At 63.3% G+C, this 16,383-nt stretch carries 16 protein-coding genes; 7 read left to right on the forward strand and 9 right to left on the reverse strand.

All coding sequences use genetic code 11. The features are described from left to right. Nucleotide 1 precedes the first annotated feature (1 nt). Nucleotides 2–505 carry a YraN family protein gene (locus H3V53_RS08450; RefSeq protein ID WP_336597574.1) on the reverse strand — a complete coding sequence of 168 codons (504 nt, stop codon included), beginning with the start codon at nucleotides 503–505 and terminating at the stop codon, nucleotides 2–4. Here H3V53_RS08450 and rsmI point away from each other — a divergent pair. After that, nucleotides 504–1,379 carry a 16S rRNA (cytidine(1402)-2'-O)-methyltransferase gene (gene rsmI / locus H3V53_RS08455; RefSeq protein ID WP_336597575.1) on the forward strand — a complete coding sequence of 292 codons (876 nt, stop codon included), beginning with the start codon at nucleotides 504–506 and terminating at the stop codon, nucleotides 1,377–1,379. The genes H3V53_RS08450 and rsmI overlap by 2 nt on opposite strands. Before the next feature lie 77 nt (nucleotides 1,380–1,456). Here rsmI and H3V53_RS08460 read toward each other — a convergent pair whose 3' ends face one another. Continuing rightward, nucleotides 1,457–2,056, reverse strand: coding sequence for a septal ring lytic transglycosylase RlpA family protein (locus H3V53_RS08460; protein ID WP_336597576.1), 600 nt, complete (start codon nucleotides 2,054–2,056; stop codon nucleotides 1,457–1,459). Nucleotides 2,057–2,701: 645 nt separating this feature from the next. Here H3V53_RS08460 and H3V53_RS08465 point away from each other — a divergent pair. From H3V53_RS08465 to H3V53_RS08475, 3 genes are all read left to right on the forward strand, one after another. Beyond that, entirely contained in the window at nucleotides 2,702–3,346 is a 645-nt protein-coding gene (locus H3V53_RS08465) for an MBL fold metallo-hydrolase (protein ID WP_336597577.1), read from the forward strand. Continuing rightward, nucleotides 3,343–3,957: a 3'-5' exonuclease family protein gene (locus tag H3V53_RS08470; RefSeq protein WP_336597578.1), complete on the forward strand. Its 615-nt coding sequence runs from the start codon at nucleotides 3,343–3,345 to the stop codon at nucleotides 3,955–3,957. The genes H3V53_RS08465 and H3V53_RS08470 overlap by 4 nt, the downstream gene beginning before the upstream one ends. 104 nt (nucleotides 3,958–4,061) lie before the next feature. After that, a complete protein-coding gene (locus H3V53_RS08475; RefSeq protein ID WP_054917801.1) occupies nucleotides 4,062–4,520 on the forward strand; it encodes an Lrp/AsnC ligand binding domain-containing protein in 459 nt (152 codons plus the stop codon). Between the two features lie 34 nt (nucleotides 4,521–4,554). Here H3V53_RS08475 and H3V53_RS08480 read toward each other — a convergent pair whose 3' ends face one another. From H3V53_RS08480 to H3V53_RS08490, 3 genes are all read right to left on the reverse strand, one after another. Continuing rightward, nucleotides 4,555–5,757: a cation diffusion facilitator family transporter gene (locus H3V53_RS08480; RefSeq protein WP_336597579.1), complete on the reverse strand. Its 1,203-nt coding sequence runs from the start codon at nucleotides 5,755–5,757 to the stop codon at nucleotides 4,555–4,557. A 247-nt stretch (nucleotides 5,758–6,004) separates the two neighbouring features. After that, a complete protein-coding gene (locus H3V53_RS08485) occupies nucleotides 6,005–6,304 on the reverse strand; it encodes an H-NS family nucleoid-associated regulatory protein (protein WP_054917805.1) in 300 nt (99 codons plus the stop codon). A 346-nt stretch (nucleotides 6,305–6,650) separates the two neighbouring features. Continuing rightward, nucleotides 6,651–7,325 (reverse strand): HugZ family pyridoxamine 5'-phosphate oxidase, encoded by a 675-nt coding sequence (locus tag H3V53_RS08490; RefSeq protein WP_336597580.1) that lies wholly within the window; start codon nucleotides 7,323–7,325, stop codon nucleotides 6,651–6,653. Between the two features lie 221 nt (nucleotides 7,326–7,546). Here H3V53_RS08490 and H3V53_RS08495 point away from each other — a divergent pair, with 221 nt between their 5' ends. After that, nucleotides 7,547–8,758: an MFS transporter gene (locus H3V53_RS08495; protein WP_054917815.1), complete on the forward strand. Its 1,212-nt coding sequence runs from the start codon at nucleotides 7,547–7,549 to the stop codon at nucleotides 8,756–8,758. A 140-nt stretch (nucleotides 8,759–8,898) separates the two neighbouring features. Here H3V53_RS08495 and H3V53_RS08500 read toward each other — a convergent pair whose 3' ends face one another. Both H3V53_RS08500 and H3V53_RS08505 read right to left on the reverse strand, forming a co-directional pair. After that, complete coding sequence (locus tag H3V53_RS08500) at nucleotides 8,899–9,897, reverse strand: cupin-like domain-containing protein (protein ID WP_336597626.1); 999 nt, start codon at nucleotides 9,895–9,897, stop codon at nucleotides 8,899–8,901. Nucleotides 9,898–10,141: 244 nt separating this feature from the next. Beyond that, complete coding sequence (locus H3V53_RS08505; protein ID WP_336597581.1) at nucleotides 10,142–11,287, reverse strand: branched-chain amino acid ABC transporter substrate-binding protein; 1,146 nt, start codon at nucleotides 11,285–11,287, stop codon at nucleotides 10,142–10,144. Nucleotides 11,288–12,059: 772 nt separating this feature from the next. Between H3V53_RS08505 and H3V53_RS08510 the strand changes: the two genes are divergently transcribed. Together H3V53_RS08510 and H3V53_RS08515 are read left to right on the forward strand one after the other, a co-directional pair. Continuing rightward, complete coding sequence (locus tag H3V53_RS08510) at nucleotides 12,060–12,758, forward strand: dienelactone hydrolase family protein (RefSeq protein WP_336597582.1); 699 nt, start codon at nucleotides 12,060–12,062, stop codon at nucleotides 12,756–12,758. Nucleotides 12,759–12,811: 53 nt separating this feature from the next. Further along, on the forward strand, nucleotides 12,812–14,377 hold the full coding sequence (locus H3V53_RS08515; RefSeq protein WP_336597583.1) for an amidase: 1,566 nt from the start codon (nucleotides 12,812–12,814) through the stop codon (nucleotides 14,375–14,377). Nucleotides 14,378–14,413: 36 nt separating this feature from the next. Here H3V53_RS08515 and H3V53_RS08520 read toward each other — a convergent pair whose 3' ends face one another. Together H3V53_RS08520 and H3V53_RS08525 are read right to left on the reverse strand one after the other, a co-directional pair. Beyond that, nucleotides 14,414–15,724, reverse strand: a complete 1,311-nt coding sequence (locus H3V53_RS08520) for an MFS transporter (protein WP_336597584.1) — start codon at nucleotides 15,722–15,724, stop codon at nucleotides 14,414–14,416. 248 nt (nucleotides 15,725–15,972) lie between these two features. Next, complete coding sequence (locus tag H3V53_RS08525; protein ID WP_054917822.1) at nucleotides 15,973–16,284, reverse strand: high-potential iron-sulfur protein; 312 nt, start codon at nucleotides 16,282–16,284, stop codon at nucleotides 15,973–15,975. Nucleotides 16,285–16,383 lie beyond the last annotated feature (99 nt).

A 16,383-nucleotide genomic window follows, 5' to 3' on the forward strand; every position in this document is an offset into this window, starting at 1 on the left:
CTCAACGCTCATCCGCGCGAAAAGCATCTCGCAGCCACAGCAGACGTCCGCGCTCGAACGCGATCACGTCGAAACGGCACGCGGGCGTCGCGCCATCACGCGCCGACAAAAAATGCTGCGCGGCAAGCACGATGCGCTGCTGCTTGCGCCACACGACGCTTGCCGCCGCACCGCCATATCCGCTTTGCGCCCTCGCGCGCACTTCGACGAACACCAGCGAGCCGTCGCGTTCCTTCATCACGAGATCGATCTCGCCGCCACGGCACACGACATTGCGCGCGACGAACCGCAAGCGCTGCTGCTGGAGAAACGTCAATGCGCGCGCTTCGAATGCAGCCCCGACGGCTTTGGACCGTGCCTGAGCGGAAAAGTTGTGCGCGTGCCGCGCGCGACCGTGCGCCGTGCCATCGTGCGCCGCGCCATCGTGCGCCGCGCGGTCTCGCACGTCCGCAACCGCGTGGCACAATGTCGGCCTTGTTTCGTCCGTCTGCGTCTTACGTGTCATGACTCCTCTTTCAGAACTCGCGCAAGGACAGCAGTACCCTGCTTCCGCGCTGTACGTCGTGGCCACGCCGATCGGCAACATCGCCGACATCACGCTGCGCGCGCTGCATGTCCTCGGTCTCGTGGATCGCATCGCCGCTGAAGACACGCGCAACACGGGACAACTGCTGTCGCGCTACGGCGTATCGAAGCCGCTCGTCGCCGTGCATCAGCACAACGAGCGCGAGTCCGCGCAGCGCATCGTCGACTTTCTGCGAGCGGGTGAGCGCGTCGCGTATGTCTCCGATGCGGGCACGCCGGGCATTTCGGACCCCGGCGCGAAACTCGTCGACGCCGTGCGCGATGCCGGTTTCGCCGTCGTGCCGCTGCCTGGCGCGAGCGCGCTCGCCACGGCGTTGAGCGTTGCCGGCGACTGGGTGTCGACGTTCACTTTCATCGGTTTCCTGCCGCCCAAAACAAAGCAGCGCGCCGCCGCACTCGCGCCGCTCGCAAAGCATCCGCACGCGATGGTGTTCTACGAGGCGCCGCATCGCATCGTCGAAACCGTGCAGGCGCTCGCCGATGCATTCGGCGGCCAGCGGCGTCTGTTGATCGGCCGCGAGTTGACGAAATTACACGAGGGATTGCATCGCTGCACCCTGGCCGAAGGGCCAGGGTGGCTTGTAAAAGATACGAACCGGCAGCGGGGCGAGTTCGTGCTGGTCGTCGAAGGCGCGCCCGAGGACGACCAAAGCGAGCACGATCACGACGCTCTGCTCGGCGTGCTGTTGGAGGAACTGCCCGTTAGCGGCGCGGTCAAGGTCGCGGCGGCGCTGACGGGCGCTTCGCGCAACGCGCTGTACACGCGTGCGCTGGCGCTGAAAAAGGACGACTGAAAACAAAAAGGGCTGCGCAATGCAGCCCTTTCCTCCGACGGCATCGAATGCCATCGGCGCTCGATTCCTAAACGATCTTACTTCTCGTTCGAATCGCTCTGATTCGACGCCAGCATTTCCTTGATCTCTGCCTTCGCCTCACGCTGCGTCAAACCTTCGATCTTGACGCGAGCGGTACCGATATACGCCAGATGCAGAACCTTTGCCGCCGCGTAAGACAGGTCGATCACCCGGCCACGCGCGTACGGGCCGCGGTCGTTGATTTTGACGACGACGGAGTCGTTCGTCGCCGGATTGGTCACGCGTACATACGAGCCGAGCGGCAACGTGCGGTGCGCCGCCGTCAAGGCGTGCATGTTGAAGCGTTCGCCGTTGGCCGTCTTGCGGCCGTGGAAGCCGCGTCCGTACCAGGACGCACGTCCGGTCTGCTGGAAGTCCGCGATGTTCGGACCGTCCGTCAGCGGTTCTGCGTCGGCGAGCTTGCCTTTTTGATCCGCCGCGTCGGGCAGATTGTTCGCACCTGAACCATACGATTGCGGGGCGAGCGCGGTGCGCACGTCCTGCGTGGTTGCGGAAACGCCGCTGGTCTGGGTGCTCGCGCCCGGAGGCACCGCACAGCCGGCGAGTGCCAGAAAGGCAAAAACGCTCCCAACACGTCGGGGTAGCCGAGTTTTCATAAGACAATTTGATGCAATTGCGAGCCGCATCACGCCAATGGCTGCGTGTTTGCATGCGACTCCGGCGGCAAAGGGCGACCGCGCACCGCGCAACGCTGGCGCAGGACGACGTAAGCCCGGACGCGGCTACTCAGCCGCTACCGCACGGTTAGTTTTCACGTCTGACGCAACTGTCCCCGCAGTTTTGGCCAGACCCCACAAGCCGCCATCGAACGTATACACGCTCATACGCCGGAAACTCACGGCGCTCAGGAAGGCGGCGTAGGCCCCATCCAGCGTTACGGCAGCGAGGCCGTGGCAGGCGCGTAGCACCTGGCTGGACAAGACGTGCGCACCGATAAAAGCGATCGGTGCTGGATTTGCTATCGGGTACACCCGACGGCACTTGCTTGATGCTGAATCAGCAGCCTGCGTACCAGTTTCAACATACGAAACAGCCACTGCTCAACCGAAGACGGCGCGGTTCCCCACGCCCAATACGTGCATTATAGCAAAAACACAATTCTGTGTTCTCAACCTCCACATCCGGCTGATGAATTCTCACTATTACTGCAAAAATGCGCATGCGCCACTCGGCTTTCCGGCCAATGGCAGCGGCCGCGACGGCCGGTACAATCGTGGTTTCCAAGCGCCACGCCGTCACCTATGAAAGTCACCCTGATTCCCGTCACGCCGTTCCAGCAGAACAGCTCGCTGCTCGTTTGCGAGGAGACCGGGCGCGCGGCCATCGTCGATCCTGGCGGCGATCTCGATCTCATCAAAGGTGAAGTGGAGAGGCAGCATGCGTCGGTTGAAAAGGTGCTGCTGACGCACGGCCATATCGACCATTGCGCGGGCGCGAAGACACTTGCCGAGCACTACGGCGTGCCGATCGAAGGTCCGCATGTCGACGAGCTTTTCTGGCTCGACAAGCTGCCTGAGCAAAGCGTGCGCTTCGGCTTTCCCGCCGCCGAATCATTCGAGCCGACCCGTTGGCTCGACGACAACGACAGCGTGACGTTCGGCGACGAAACGCTCGAGGTGTACCACTGTCCGGGCCACACGCCGGGTCACGTGATCTTCTTCAGCCGCGCGCACCGGCTTGCGCTGGTCGGCGACGTGCTGTTCGCGGGCTCGATCGGGCGCACCGACTTTCCGCGCGGCAATCACGGCGACCTGATCCGTTCGATCCGCGAAAAGCTCTGGCCGCTCGGCGACGACGTCACATTCGTGCCCGGCCACGGCCCCACGTCGACCTTCGGCAAAGAGCGCCGCACGAATCCGTACGTCGCGGATGGAGTGAGCGCATGAGCGCAGAAATTTATGTGAGCACCGATGTCGAAGCGGACGGCCCGATTCCCGGCCCGCATTCGATGCTGAGCTTCGCGTCGGCGGCCTATACGGCGGACAAGCAGTTGATCGGCACGTTCTCGGCGAACCTCGAATTGCTCGAAGGTGCGGCGCCCCATCCTGTGCAGGAAGCGTGGTGGAAGACGCAGCCCGAAGCGTGGGCCGCCTGCCGCAAGGATCTGCAGCAGCCCGCGGCAGCCCTTGTCGCGTACGTCGAATGGGTGGAGGCGTTGCCGGGCAAGCCCGTGTTCGTCGCGATGCCGGCGGGCTTCGACTTCACCTTTATGTTCTGGTACATGATGCGTTTTGCCGGCCGCTGCCCGTTCTCATGGTCGGCGCTCGACATCAAGACGCTCGCCTTCGCGATGACGGGCCTGCCGTACCGCAAGTGCATCAAGCCGCGCTTTCCGAAGCACTGGTTCGACGACCATCCGCATACGCACGTCGCGCTCGACGACGCCATCGAGCAAGGCGCGCTCTTCTGCAACATGCTGGCGGAGCTGCGCGCGGGCCAGAGCGCCGCGCCGTCAGACGCCGACGGCGACGACACAGCACAAAAACCCGCTGAGTAGGCGCCAAATTAGGGAATCTCCCTCAGTAACGGCGGTTTGCATTGCGTTTCGTTTCCCCGGCCTCTACCATTAACAGAAAAGGCCACGCGACAACGGAGGCGCAGTTGACACTCGATACGTTCTCTCAAAAGATCCTGCGTCTATTGCAGCTCGACGCGCGCCGTTCCGTGCAGGAAATCTCGGACCAGGTTGGGCTATCCAGCACGCCTTGCTGGCGGCGCATCAAGGACATGGAGCAATCGGGCATCATCCAGCGCTATACGGCGTTGCTCGACCGTGAAAAGCTCGGCTTGCACGTGTGCGCGCTCGCTCACATTCACCTCACGCGTCACACGGAAGGCGGCGTCGAGGCCTTCGAGCGCGAAATCGCCACCTGCCCCGAAGTGACCGAGTGCTACAGCACGACGGGTGAATCGGATTACATCCTGAAGATCGTCGCGCCCGACATCAAGGCGTACGACACTTTCCTGCACGACCGCATCTTCAAGATTCCCGCCGTTGCCCAGGTGCGCACGAGCGTCGTGCTGCGCGAAATCAAATTCGATACGCAATTGCCGCTCTGATCGCACGCCGGTCACGGCCAGCCACGGCGAACGTCTAGGCGTCGCCGTGCGGCTGGTTGGCGAGTTCTGCGCCCGCGGTCGACACATCAACGGCATGCGTCACGTTCAGCTTGCGCGCGCCCAACGCGCGCTTGAGCGCGTCGAGATCGATCCGCGCGAGCTGTCGAACCTCGCTTTCCAGCGCGCCAAGGCGCGACGGCTGCAGCATCACCTCGATGTCCAGCCCCGTACTCAGATAGTGCAGGTTCAGGCTCGCCGCCTCGAGTCCCTGCGCGGCGAGCGCCGCTTCGATTTCCGCGACGACCCTTGCACGGGGCGGCAAGTTGACGGGCGGCCGCTGCGTCAGATCGTTTTCCGGGTCGACGTGAATCAGCGCATCGAGCACCCGGCTGTCCGCCAGCACACGAGCGCGCGCCGACTCGGCAATATAGTGGCCTTCGGAAACCGAGATCATCGGATCGACTAGCACGTGCGCGTCGACGAGCGCGAAATCGCCCATTTTCCGCGTCCGCAATTCGTGGACATCCCGTACGCCTGGCGTCGACATAATCCGAGCGCGCAGATCAGCGGTATCAGTTTCGTCTAGCGCGCGATCGGATAAATCCTGTAGCGCGTCCCATCCGAAGGCCCAGCCCATGCGCGCGACCATGAAGCCGACGATCGCCGCCGCGATGGGATCGAGCAGCCGCACGCCCGCCAGACTCCCGAGGATACCCAGCGCGACCACCAGCGACGACGCCGCGTCCGAGCGCGCATGCCACGCGTTCGCGATCAGCATCGCCGAGCGCACGCGCTGGGCCTCCCGCAGCATGTAGCGAAAAAGCCCTTCCTTCGACAGCAGCACCACGATCGCCACCACCAGCGCGCTGATATGGACGGCGGGAATGTGTTGCAGATCGGCGAGCCGCGTGCCCGCGCGCCATAGCATGCCCACGCCGACGGCAATCAGCAGACCGCCCAGAAACATCGACGCCACCGTTTCGTAGCGGCTGTGTCCGTAGTTATGGTCGGCATCCGGTTCCGCGCCGCTATGCCGGTTGGCGAGCAGCACGACGAAATCGGACACCAGATCGGCGAGCGAATGCACGCCGTCGGCGACGAGCGCCTGGGAATGCGCGATCACGCCGACCACAATCTGCATCGACATCAACAGCATATTGAGCGCAATGCTGACGTAGGTGCTCCTGCGCGCGACGCGCTGCTTTTCTGTCGTTTGGACGGCCTGGTTGGAAGACATTTGAAGGGGACCGGTAATCGCTGTATTTATTCTACCTGTCCGCTGACGAAAACGCGCTTAAGCGTTCAGAAAACGCCTTTTAAATCAGGCGCTTATCAAAATGCGACGCATTCTCACCGGCACCGTGCATCCCGACTGCCGCAGACTCCCAGCAATTGAAATAGCGCAAGCCGAATAAAAAGCCGCGCTACACAAAAGCGGCGCGGCTTTCTTATTCCCATTGTCTGCAATGCAAGCTTAAGTCTGATTATTTCTCAATGAGAAACTTCTCACGATCCTGACCTGCAATCCAACGCGGCGGCTTTCCACGGCCCGACCACGTGCTGCCGCTCGCGGGATCACGATATTTCGGCGCGACGCCGGATCGCGGGCGACCTGCCTTGGCCGGCTTTGCACGCGTACCGCCGAGTTCTGCCAGCGTAATGCCGTAATCAGCCATTTTCTGCTTGATCTCGTTAAGCACTTCCGCATACTCGCGCGCTTTCGCCTCTTCGATCTGTTTTTCGAGCTTTTCGCGCTGCGCGAGCAGTTCCCTGTAGGAGGACATAGTTTCCTTGTGGTTCGATAATTGGACTGCCGGTCTTTGCCGATTAGTCCTGAAAGTGGTCATGCCTCGGAATTGGTGGCGAGATTAGCACAAAATAGAAAGCACAGAAAAGCCATCTGAGAAAATTAATTAATCTCAATTTCATAAACTTTCATGAAAGACGGGAACCCCGGTTGAGATGCGCAAACTATTCTTTCACTGAATAACCCTCATCTGAGGAATAGGTTCATATTTAATTAGCGTCAAATGAAAACCAACCGTTAATTCATTCAGGAACATTTCATGCTATGCGAGTTCACACCGGCAAAATGTAAAATGCCGGCCGGTTCTGCGGCAAAGACTCCCGCTATTTCAGCGGGACATCGTGATGCGTTTCGATGCAGTCCGCAAGCGAAGCGTGCAACGATTCGGCATCGGTAGCCGGCGTCTCGAAAATAGACCGGTGTCGCGCGCCCGCTATATCGAGATCCGCGCCATATCGGTCGACGCCGAGCAGTCGTACGTTAGCCGGCCGGCGCGGATGCCGCTCGAAGAACTCGATCAGCGCGCTTTCCTCGTCGAATGCAACGGGTTCGAGCGGATCGAGTTCGTTCGCCATCAGCCAGCCCATCGCGCCAAACCCGCCGATGTAACGCATGCGTTCGATCGACATCACCCAGAACGAAAAATCGCCCAGCACGAGGTACCGCTCGGCGTCCGGGTGATAGCGCAGATAGCGGTGAATCACGGGCGGTTCCGGCTCGACGTGCTCGAACGCGCCCACCAGCGTGATGCGCTGACCGTTGAGCACATCGCCGTCCGGCGCGTGAACGATCAGGAAACCGGCGCGCGGGTCAGTATGCAGGTTGCGCGTGTGCTCGGCGAGCCGGCTGATCAGGATCGTCGGGCGATGGCGCACATCGGGCGCGAACGGCAGCACCGTCGGATAGGGATAGCCTTGCGGCTGGCGCGCATGCGTCGCGAGCGTGCCGATGGCGGACTGATGCAGCAGATGCAACGGAGCGTGAGCGGGAATGTTCAAGTGCGCGTCCTGGTTGGGTGAGAGCGGCGCCGCGCGATATCCGCTTCGTGACGGAGAAATCTGAGCCGGTCTGAGCAGGTCACGCGACGCACATGGAAAATAGATATTAGTTCAGGGACTTGCGGGCATGACAGGGCATGCTTCGTTAGAATCCAAGATCGCTTTCAGCGTGCTTTCTCTGCGGTTCGCCCGTCTTTTCGCCTCCGACCACCGAGTTCTCCGTGTCCGACCGCTCATCCGACTCCGCTTCCCTGCCCGCCGCTCACCGCAATCTGTCCGCGAGCGAGCGCAACCGCGCGCGCTACGCGACGATGGCGCTCTTCTTTATCGCGGGGATGATGTATGCGTCGTGGGGCGTACACGTGCCGACCGTGCGCGACCGCTTTCAGCTGAATCCGGCGATGCTGTCGCTCGCGCTGTTCGCGGTGGCGGGCGGCTCGATTGGCGCGATGGTGACCAATGCGCCGTGGATCGCGCGCGTCGGCACGCGTCGCGCGTGCCTCGCGGGCGGACTTCTGATGTCGGCGTGCGGTGCGCTGATCCTCGTCGTGCCGTTTTACTGGATGCTGCTGGTGCTGCTCGCGCTGTTCGGCGCGGGCATGGCAACGCTCGACGTCGCGATGAATGCCGAAGCGAGCGCCGTCGAAGAGACGCTCGGCCGGCCGATCATGTCGTCGCTGCACGGGATGTTCAGCGTCGGCGGGATGGCGGGCGCAGCCGTCGGCGGCGCGGCGCTCGCGCACGGCATGGCGCCTGCCGTGCATCTGCTGCTCGCGTCGCTGGTTGCCGCTGGCGTGCTGCTCGCCGCGTGCCCCGCCGTCCTGCCGCACGTGCCTCACTCGGAGCATCCCGATGCGCAGGCGCCGCGCGGCAATCGCTGGCGCTCGCCCGCGCTGTGGGCGCTCGGCGCCATTGCGCTGATCGCGCTGATCGCGGAAGGCGCGATGTACGACTGGGCGACGGTCTATATGCGCGATGTCGTCGCGTCGACGCCCGCCGTCGCGAGCGCAGCGTACGCGGCGTTTTCCGGCGGCATGGCAGCCGCGCGCTTTGCCGGCGACGCCGTCCGCGCCCGCTTCGGCGCGCCGCAACTGATCGCGGCGAGCGCGTCGCTGGCGTGCGCGGGCATGATCGGCGCGCTGCTTTTGCCGCATCCCGTGGCCGCGCTGACGGGCTTCACGCTAATGGGCCTCGGTCTCGCCAACATGATGCCCGTGCTGTTCGCCGCCGCCGCGCGCGTCAAGGGCATTCACGCCGCCGAAGGCCTCGCCCACGTCGCGGGTCTCGCGTACTTCGGCCTGCTGCTTGGGCCGGTGATCATAGGCGGCGTCGCGCAGGTGACGAACCTGCCGATCGGCCTGTCCGTCGTCGCGCTGTGTGCAGCGCTCGTGGCGTTCATCGGGCCGAAGGTGCTGCGCTGGCTCGGCATCTGAAGGCCGGGGTTGTTCCAGCGTCTGCTTGCGGCGGGACGCGCGGCGCATCAGCGACGAACGGCGAGCCAGAACATCGGCTCGCCGTTTTTTATCGACGCAATTCGCCTTCGGACGGCGGCAAACCGTTCAGCGCCGAGAACTCATAGCTCGTGATACGTGCTGTACGTCAGTCCGAAATCGTTGCGTTCGAGAAAGTTCGTGTAGGTCATCGTCACCGACGCATCGAGCGCCTCGACGTAGTGCCACCAGCCGATGGGCAGAAACAGCAGCTCGCCCGGTTCGAGCGTGCACTCGATCACCCGCGCATGTTCGACGGACGGATAGCGCTCGACGTCGATCGCGCCCCCGTCCACCTGCGAATAGCAATGCAGGTTGTTGTACATGTGAACGGTGTCGGTGAGCGGCACGAGCAGCACGCGTTTGCGGCCGATCACCTGCGCCATCAGATTGTTGGTCAGGTCGTGATGGAATGGCGTCTTCGTGCCCGCCGGTCCGAACCAGAAATAGCCCGAATCGGGCGAAGCGGGATCGAGATATTCGCCGACAGACGGCGCATCCGCCCATAACGCCGCAAGCGCCGTGCGGTTGCGCGACGCGTTGTTCGCCGTCATGTAGAAGTTGTTGGTCGCGCCCGCCTGCTCGACGAGATCGACATACGCGCCGAAACGCATCACGCGTTTCAACGACGGTTGATTGATCTCGTAGTGGGCGTCGCCGTCGCGGCCGAATTGCACTTCCACTTCGGCATCCCCGCAGCGCGTGCGAAAGTAGTCGAAGCTCCAGCGCGTGCGCGCGGGGCACGCATCGAACATCCCGGAGACGATCACGGGCCGGTTCTGGAAATAGAACTGCTCGTAAAACGCGTCGCGCGACAGGCGTGCGTACCGTTCCACCCGATCCGCGCCCGCGCGCATGCTGCCCAGATCGCCGAACACGGAAAGCATCCAGTCTCGCTTGCGCAAACGATTGCGCAAGCGGGAACCCGCTAGAAAATAAGGGCTTGCGAGCGTGCTATCGATCTCGCATCGTGCGTTCTCATACTCGAAACCATGCTGGACGAGTACGCCATATACGGCTTCGGGCGATGCGTCGAGCAACAGGTTCTCGGCGATCCAGCGCCGCCATTCGTCATCGATCAGGCGTGTCATGACAGCGTCCCCGCATGGTTGTCCAACGCGACAATACCGCAACTGCCGCACGCGCTGCGCAAGAGCCAACGTGCCGACAGGGCCCGGCAAAACGCACGCAAAAAGGCGCCCAAAACAAGCGCCCAAAAGAAAAGGCACGCGGATGAAAATCCGCATGCCTCCGATGCCCTTGCGGGCTGTCCCGCGTCCGGCGGAACGCGGCGAACCGCTTTCCCGCCGGTAGCGCAGACGGCTCTTACATCTTGACGACGTCGAGCAGCGTCTTCTTGCCCGACTTGTAGTTGTACAGCGAGATCACGCCGTGCTTCAGGTCGCCCTTCGAGTCGAACGTGGTTTCGCCGATCACACCCTTGTAGTCGGTGTTCGGCATTGCTGCGAGGATCTTCGCCGGATCGGTCGAGCCAGCGCGCTTCATTGCGTCGACGATGATGTACACAGCGTCATACGTGAACGGAGCGTAGATCTGGATCGGCTGGCCGAAACGCTTCTGATACTTCGCCTGGAACGCCGGACCGCCTTCCATCTTCTCGAGCGCCATGCCGGCTTCCGAGCAGACGATGTTGTCGGTTGCGTCGCCTGCCAGGTCAGACAGCTTGTCGGTACACACGCCGTCGCCAGCCAGCACCTTCGCGCGCAGGCCGAGCTGCTTGGCTTGCTTCGCGAACGGGCCGCCCGTGGCGTCCATGCCGCCGTACATGATCGCGTCCGGGTTTTCGCCCTTGATCTTCGTCAGAATCGCGCGGAAGTCGACAGCCTTGTCGTTCGTCGCGTCATGCGACATCACGTTCAGGCCCAGCGACTTCGCCGTCTTTTCGAATTCGTTGGCAAGACCCTGGCCGTATGCCGTCGAGTCGTCGACGATCGCGACGCTCTTCACCTTCAGGCCCTTCGCTGCGTAGTTGGCCAGTGCCGGACCTTGCTGCGCATCCGTTGCCACGACGCGATACGTCGTCTTGAAGCCTTGTTGCGTGTAGGCCGGGTTCGTTGCCGACGGCGAGATCTGAACGATGCCCGCATCGCTATAGATCTTCGAAGCCGGGATCGACGTGCCCGAGTTCAGGTGGCCAACCACGGCGACAACCTTGTCGTCGACCAGCTTCTGTGCAACCTGCGTAGCCGTACGCGGGTCAGCTGCGTCGTCCTGTGCGTCGAGTTGCAGCGTGACCTTCTGGCCGCCGATCGTCAGGCCCTTCGCATTGATCTCTTCGACTGCGAGACGTGCGCCATTCTCGTTGTCCTTGCCCAGGTGAGCGATGCCACCCGTCAACGGCGCGACGTGGCCGATCTTGACAACAGTGTCGGCCGAAGCCGTCGTCGCCAACGTTGCAAACAGCATCGCCGCAGCGCTGATCGGCAACAGCTTTTGAATTTTGATGTTCATGTAAGTCTCCGATTTCGGTCCCAAAAACAACGGTATCGCCCTTGTGCCCCGCTTCCTTCACGTGTCGCTCAAATCCCGTGGACGACTCCGCCGGTTGCATCGTTCATGCACTTGGCAAGCACGCGTTCCAGCCTGTTTGTGACAGGTGGCGCCCCGCGCTTGCGCGCAAGTGTAGGCCATCAAATTAATTTGTGGGGTTTTTTTGAGTAAGTGGGATCACTACCAATAGCGTTTATCCCACTTAGTCGGAAAAGCGGCCGGATCGATGCCCGGAAAGCACCAGCCCATGCGGGTTTCGGGCAAGCGAGGCGCGCCTCTATCGCCTCGGCCTCAGGGTTTGACGGCGTCGTCCGTTAATGCGCCGGATAAGCGTCTAACGTGTCATCACGCGAAAACGCAAAGGTGATATAGCTGCGCGAAAAACCTTCAGCAAGGCGCCGGGCGCGCGGATCTCTATATGAATGGCGAGTACCGCTTTCGATCGTCGCGGCAGCGCTTCCCAGTCGAATCGGTTCCCGGCGCACGGCGCGCATTGCGCTGATCGCGTTCCTTCAGACGAGTCGCCGCACGGACGCGGCGCGCGTTGATACTGTTTCAAACCCCTTACGGCAAGCGCCTCCCCGCGCTCACGCGCTGCAGCCGCTTTCTTTTGATGGCACACTGAGCACCCGCCGCAGGCGAAGCCTCAGCGAGACGCGGCATCCGCAAAGACACGGCGTGCGCAAACGCTTGCGCCCGATCGCGGCATCACCGTTTATGCAAGGAGAAACAAGTGAGCGTGACTTCCCGATGGATCGACATCCCGACCGGCAGTGATTCGTTTGGCGCATACATGTCGACGCCGAGGAGCGGCAAGGGCCCGGCCGTCATCATCATCCAGGAAATCTTCGGCGTGAACGGCCATATCCGCGATGTCGTGGATCAGTACGCGCAGGACGGCTATATCGCGATCGCGCCGGACATCTTCTGGCGCACGCAGCCGCGCGTCGAGTTGACGTACGTCGGCGCCGACCGCGACAAGGGCATCGAGATCCTGCAAAAAACCAATGTCGATCTCGCCGTCGCCGACATCGGCGCAACGGCTGCCGCGCTGCGCGCCATGCCGGAAGTGACGGGCAAGATTGCGGGCATCGGCTATTGCTACGGCGGGCGGCTCGCGTATCTGGCGGCGGCTGAGGGCCTGCTCGACATCGCCGTGTCGTACTACGGCGGCGGCATACAGAACGCGCTCGACAAGGCGCCGCAGATCAAGATTCCGATGCAGTTCCACTATGGCGAGCTGGATCACGGCATTCCGCTGTCGGCAGTCGGCGAGGTGAAGGAGCGCTTCGCGGGCCGCGACAACGTCGAACTGTATATCTACCCGAACGCCGATCACGGCTTCAACTGCACCGAGCGCGCGAGCTATCACCAGCACTCGGCGGCGCTCGCGCACGGCCGCACGCTGACTTTCCTCGGCACGCACGCGTAAGTTACGCTAGAGGCGCGAGCTGGCTGCGTCGCGTCTCGCGTCGAGCGAACGGCATGCAGCCCGCGCGCGCCGTCATCATCATCCCAATCCGGGCGGGGGCCATCGTCGTGCAATCCGACTATCTCGATCATGACGCGATCGGCCTCGCCGATCTCGTGCGCAAGCGCAAGGTGAGCGCGCGCGAACTGCTGGAAACAGCCATCGCGCGCGCCGAAGCCGCCAATCCCGCCATCAACGCGATCGTGCTGAAGGACTACGACGCCGCGCGCGAACGCGCATCGCGCAATGGAGCGAACGGCGTCGACAAGACGGACGCCAGCACGCTCGGCGACGGTCCGCTCGCGGGCGTGCCCTATCTGATCAAGGACCTCGGGCTCGCCGTCAAAGGGCTGCGGATGTCGATGGGCAGCCGCCACTACCGGCACTACGTACCCGCCGAAGACGCGCCGCTCGTCACGTTGACGCGCGCCGCCGGCCTGAATATTTTCGGCAAGACGAGCACGTCGGAAATGGGCCAGATGCCTTATACGGAGCCCGAACTGTTTGGCCCGTGCCGCAATCCATGGAGCCTCGATCACACGCCGGGCGGTTCGAGCGGCGGCTCGGCGGCCGCCGTCGCGGCGGGCATCGTGCCGCTCGCGCATGCGTCGGATGGCGGCGGCTCGATCCGCATTCCCGCTTCGTGCTGCGGCCTGTTCGGGCTCAAGCCGTCGCGCGGACGTCAGCCTTCGGATGCCGTGCCCGCACCCGGCGATCTCGGCATCGATCACGCCGTGTCGCGCAGCGTGCGCGACAGCGCGCTGCTGCTCGATCTGACGTCGGGAAATGCGGGCCGGCCGATGGGCGCGCCCGGCACTTTTCTCGCCGCCACCGGCGAGCCGTGCAAGCCGCTGCACATCGCCTTCGTCACCGACCCGATGCTCGCGCCGACGCTCTCGGCCGACGCCCGCACCGCACTCGACGACGCGGCGCAACTCGCCGCGTCGCTCGGGCATCACATCGAGCCCGTCTCGCTCGGCATCGACTTCGTGAGCCTGCGCGAGTCTTTTTTGATGATCTGGTCGGTGAGCGCCGAAAATCTCGTGCTACACGCCGATCAGATCACGGGACGCAAGCCCAATCGTGAGGAATTCGAAATCGCGACTTGGACGATGGGCCACATCGGCCGCAAGTTCGGCGAGCGCGAACTGCCCGCCGCGCTCGACGCCCAGCGCCGCGTCAGCGCAAAGCTCGCGGATCTGATGACGCGCTACGACGTGATCTTGTGCGCGACGCTCGCGTCCGCGCCGATCAAGATCGGCGAAATGCAGCCGACGCCCGTCGAGAAAATGCAGATGCGCGCGGTCACCACCGTGCCCGTCGAGCCGCTGATGCGCAAGCTGCTCACGGAAGTGTCGAACAAGGCGTTCGCGTGGGCGGGCTGCACGGAGCTGTTCAATCTGACGGGGCAACCGGCGATGTCGGTGCCGCTCTACTGGAATGCGCGCGGGTTGCCTATCGGCGTGCAGTTCGCCACGCGCGAAGGCGGCGAGGCGACCTTGCTGCGGCTTGCCGCGCAACTGGAAACGGCGCGTCCGTGGTTCGACAGGCGGCCGCCGTTGATGCCCGCGCGCAGCTAACTACGGTCTTGAAACCCGGCTCTTGAAACCCGGCGCTTAACGCACTTCCTGCGTCGAGGTGCGATGGCGGATCGCGTCGAGATCCGCGTGACGTTTGGCAGGCATGCACGCCACGGCCACGATCGACACCGCGAGTCCGCACATCACGTACAAGGTCGGCGCGAGCGGCGAACCCGTCGTCCGGATGAGCCACGTGACGATGAACGGGCCGAAGCCGCCGAACAGCATCACCGCGAAGTTGTACGCGAGCGACAGGCCGGTCGAGCGCACGTTCGCGGGAAACAGCTCGGCCATCATCGCGCCGAACGGCCCGTAGTAGCCGGATAGCGCGACGGACAACGTCGCCTGCACGAGAATCAGCTTCGACACGCTCGGCCCGCCTTCGAGCCACGTGAATAGCGGATAGATCAGCGCCAGCGTGAGAACCAGCGACCACAGCGACAACCCTTTGCGTCCGATGCGATCCGACCACGCGCCCGTCACGGGCGATAGCACCATCAGCAGCAGATTGCCGACGATCACGGCCGTGAACGAATCCGCGTAGGGCAGCTTCAGCTCCTTGACGGCGAACGTGGGCAGATAGCTGATCAGCACGTAAATCGTGACCGTCAACGCGACCACGGAGCCGAGGCCGCACAGCACGTCGCGGCTATGGTGCGTGAACAGTTCGCGTAGCGTCGCGCGCCGCGCCGTCTGCTTCGCGTGCAGAAATGCTTCGGAATCCGCGAGATTGCGGCGGATGTAGAAGCCGATCGGCCCGATGATCAGCCCCACGATGAACGGCACGCGCCAGCCCCACGACTTGAGCGCTTCCGGCGCCAGACCGCGCGTGACCAGCGCGCCCACCACCGCGCCGAGCAGTAGCGCGGCCGCCTGACTCGCCATCTGCCAGCTGCCGTAGAAGCCGCGCTTCGAGAACGGCGCGGCCTCGATCAGGAGCGCAGTGGAGCTGCCGAATTCGCCGCCCGCCGAGAAGCCTTGCAACAGACGCCCCAACACGATCAGAAGCGGCGCGCCGATGCCGATCGCCGAATACGTCGGCGCGACGGCGAGCAGCAGGATGCCGACCGTCATCAGCGCGATCACGAGTGACAGAGCGGCCTTGCGCCCCGCGCGGTCCGCATACAGGCCGAGCACGATGCCGCCGACAGGCCGCATCACGAAGGCGACCCCGAAGCTGGCGGTGGCGAGAAGAATCGACGCGTAGTCGCTGCTGGAAGGAAAGAAGAGTTCAGCAATGACGACGGTGAGAAAACCGAAGACGGTGAAGTCGTACCACTCGAGCGCGTTACCGATGACGGCCGCCGCGACCGCGCGCGTATTGAGGCTCCTCGCTGCTTTTGACATCGGTGTCTCCGGCCCTCGTCGAGGCGTCGGTGCGTTGGATTGAGTTAGTTTGAATGGGGCTTTTGGGAAGGCCCGCGCACGCCATGCGAGTGTAGGAGAGCACGACATCCGATTTCAAGCAACTTTCATACAACGTGGAGCGCGATGCCGTGTTGCACGGCGCGCCCCGCCGACGTCTGCGAAGACACGCGCGGCGATGCTGCGTCGCACCGCCCCGCGCGCGCCCAAACGGCCGGAGGACTTTGGCGTCAGGCCTTCTTGTTATATGCGCTGCACCACCCTTTCGCCGCGACCTGCTTGCCTGCGAACATCGGGCAGCCCGCGTAGGCGTCGGTGGGCTTGCCCTGATAAAAGCTGCAATTGCCGCAGTCCTGACCGGCCACGTACTTCGCGTACTTGGCCTTGTCGACCTTGCTCGCGTCTTCCTTGTAGCCGAGCGCCTGCGCGGTCGGATCGGATTCCGCAACCTTCGGCGCATCGGCGAAGGCCTGGCGCGACAGCGCGAGCGTCGATGCCACGCCGATACTCGTGATCAAAAAGGTACGACGGGAATTTTTCATGGGGACTCACTCCATTGGTATTGTGGGACGACGCCGTTCTGACGACAGCGATCCCCAAGCATAGCAACGAAGCCGACGCGCGTGACGTGTCAAATCCCT

Origin of the sequence: Paraburkholderia bengalensis (assembly GCF_037126505.1) — a bacterium.
Classification (GTDB): Bacteria; Pseudomonadota; Gammaproteobacteria; order Burkholderiales; family Burkholderiaceae; genus Paraburkholderia; species Paraburkholderia bengalensis.

Bases quoted from the DNA above. Each gene is read 5' to 3' on its own strand.
- H3V53_RS08485 (WP_054917805.1), bottom strand. From the start codon at position 6,304: ATGTCCTCCTACAGGGAACTGCTCGCGCAGCGCGAAAAGCTCGAAAAA.
- rsmI (WP_336597575.1), top strand. From the start codon at position 504: ATGACTCCTCTTTCAGAACTCGCGCAAGGACAGCAGTACCCTGCTTCC.
- H3V53_RS08480 (WP_336597579.1), bottom strand. From the start codon at position 5,757: ATGTCTTCCAACCAGGCCGTCCAAACGACAGAAAAGCAGCGCGTCGCG.
- H3V53_RS08525 (WP_054917822.1), bottom strand. From the start codon at position 16,284: ATGAAAAATTCCCGTCGTACCTTTTTGATCACGAGTATCGGCGTGGCA.
- H3V53_RS08520 (WP_336597584.1), bottom strand. From the start codon at position 15,724: ATGTCAAAAGCAGCGAGGAGCCTCAATACGCGCGCGGTCGCGGCGGCC.
- H3V53_RS08515 (WP_336597583.1), top strand. From the start codon at position 12,812: ATGCAGCCCGCGCGCGCCGTCATCATCATCCCAATCCGGGCGGGGGCC.
- H3V53_RS08505 (WP_336597581.1), bottom strand. From the start codon at position 11,287: ATGAACATCAAAATTCAAAAGCTGTTGCCGATCAGCGCTGCGGCGATG.
- H3V53_RS08470 (WP_336597578.1), top strand. From the start codon at position 3,343: ATGAGCGCAGAAATTTATGTGAGCACCGATGTCGAAGCGGACGGCCCG.
- H3V53_RS08450 (WP_336597574.1), bottom strand. From the start codon at position 505: ATGACACGTAAGACGCAGACGGACGAAACAAGGCCGACATTGTGCCAC.
- H3V53_RS08460 (WP_336597576.1), bottom strand. From the start codon at position 2,056: ATGAAAACTCGGCTACCCCGACGTGTTGGGAGCGTTTTTGCCTTTCTG.
- H3V53_RS08465 (WP_336597577.1), top strand. From the start codon at position 2,702: ATGAAAGTCACCCTGATTCCCGTCACGCCGTTCCAGCAGAACAGCTCG.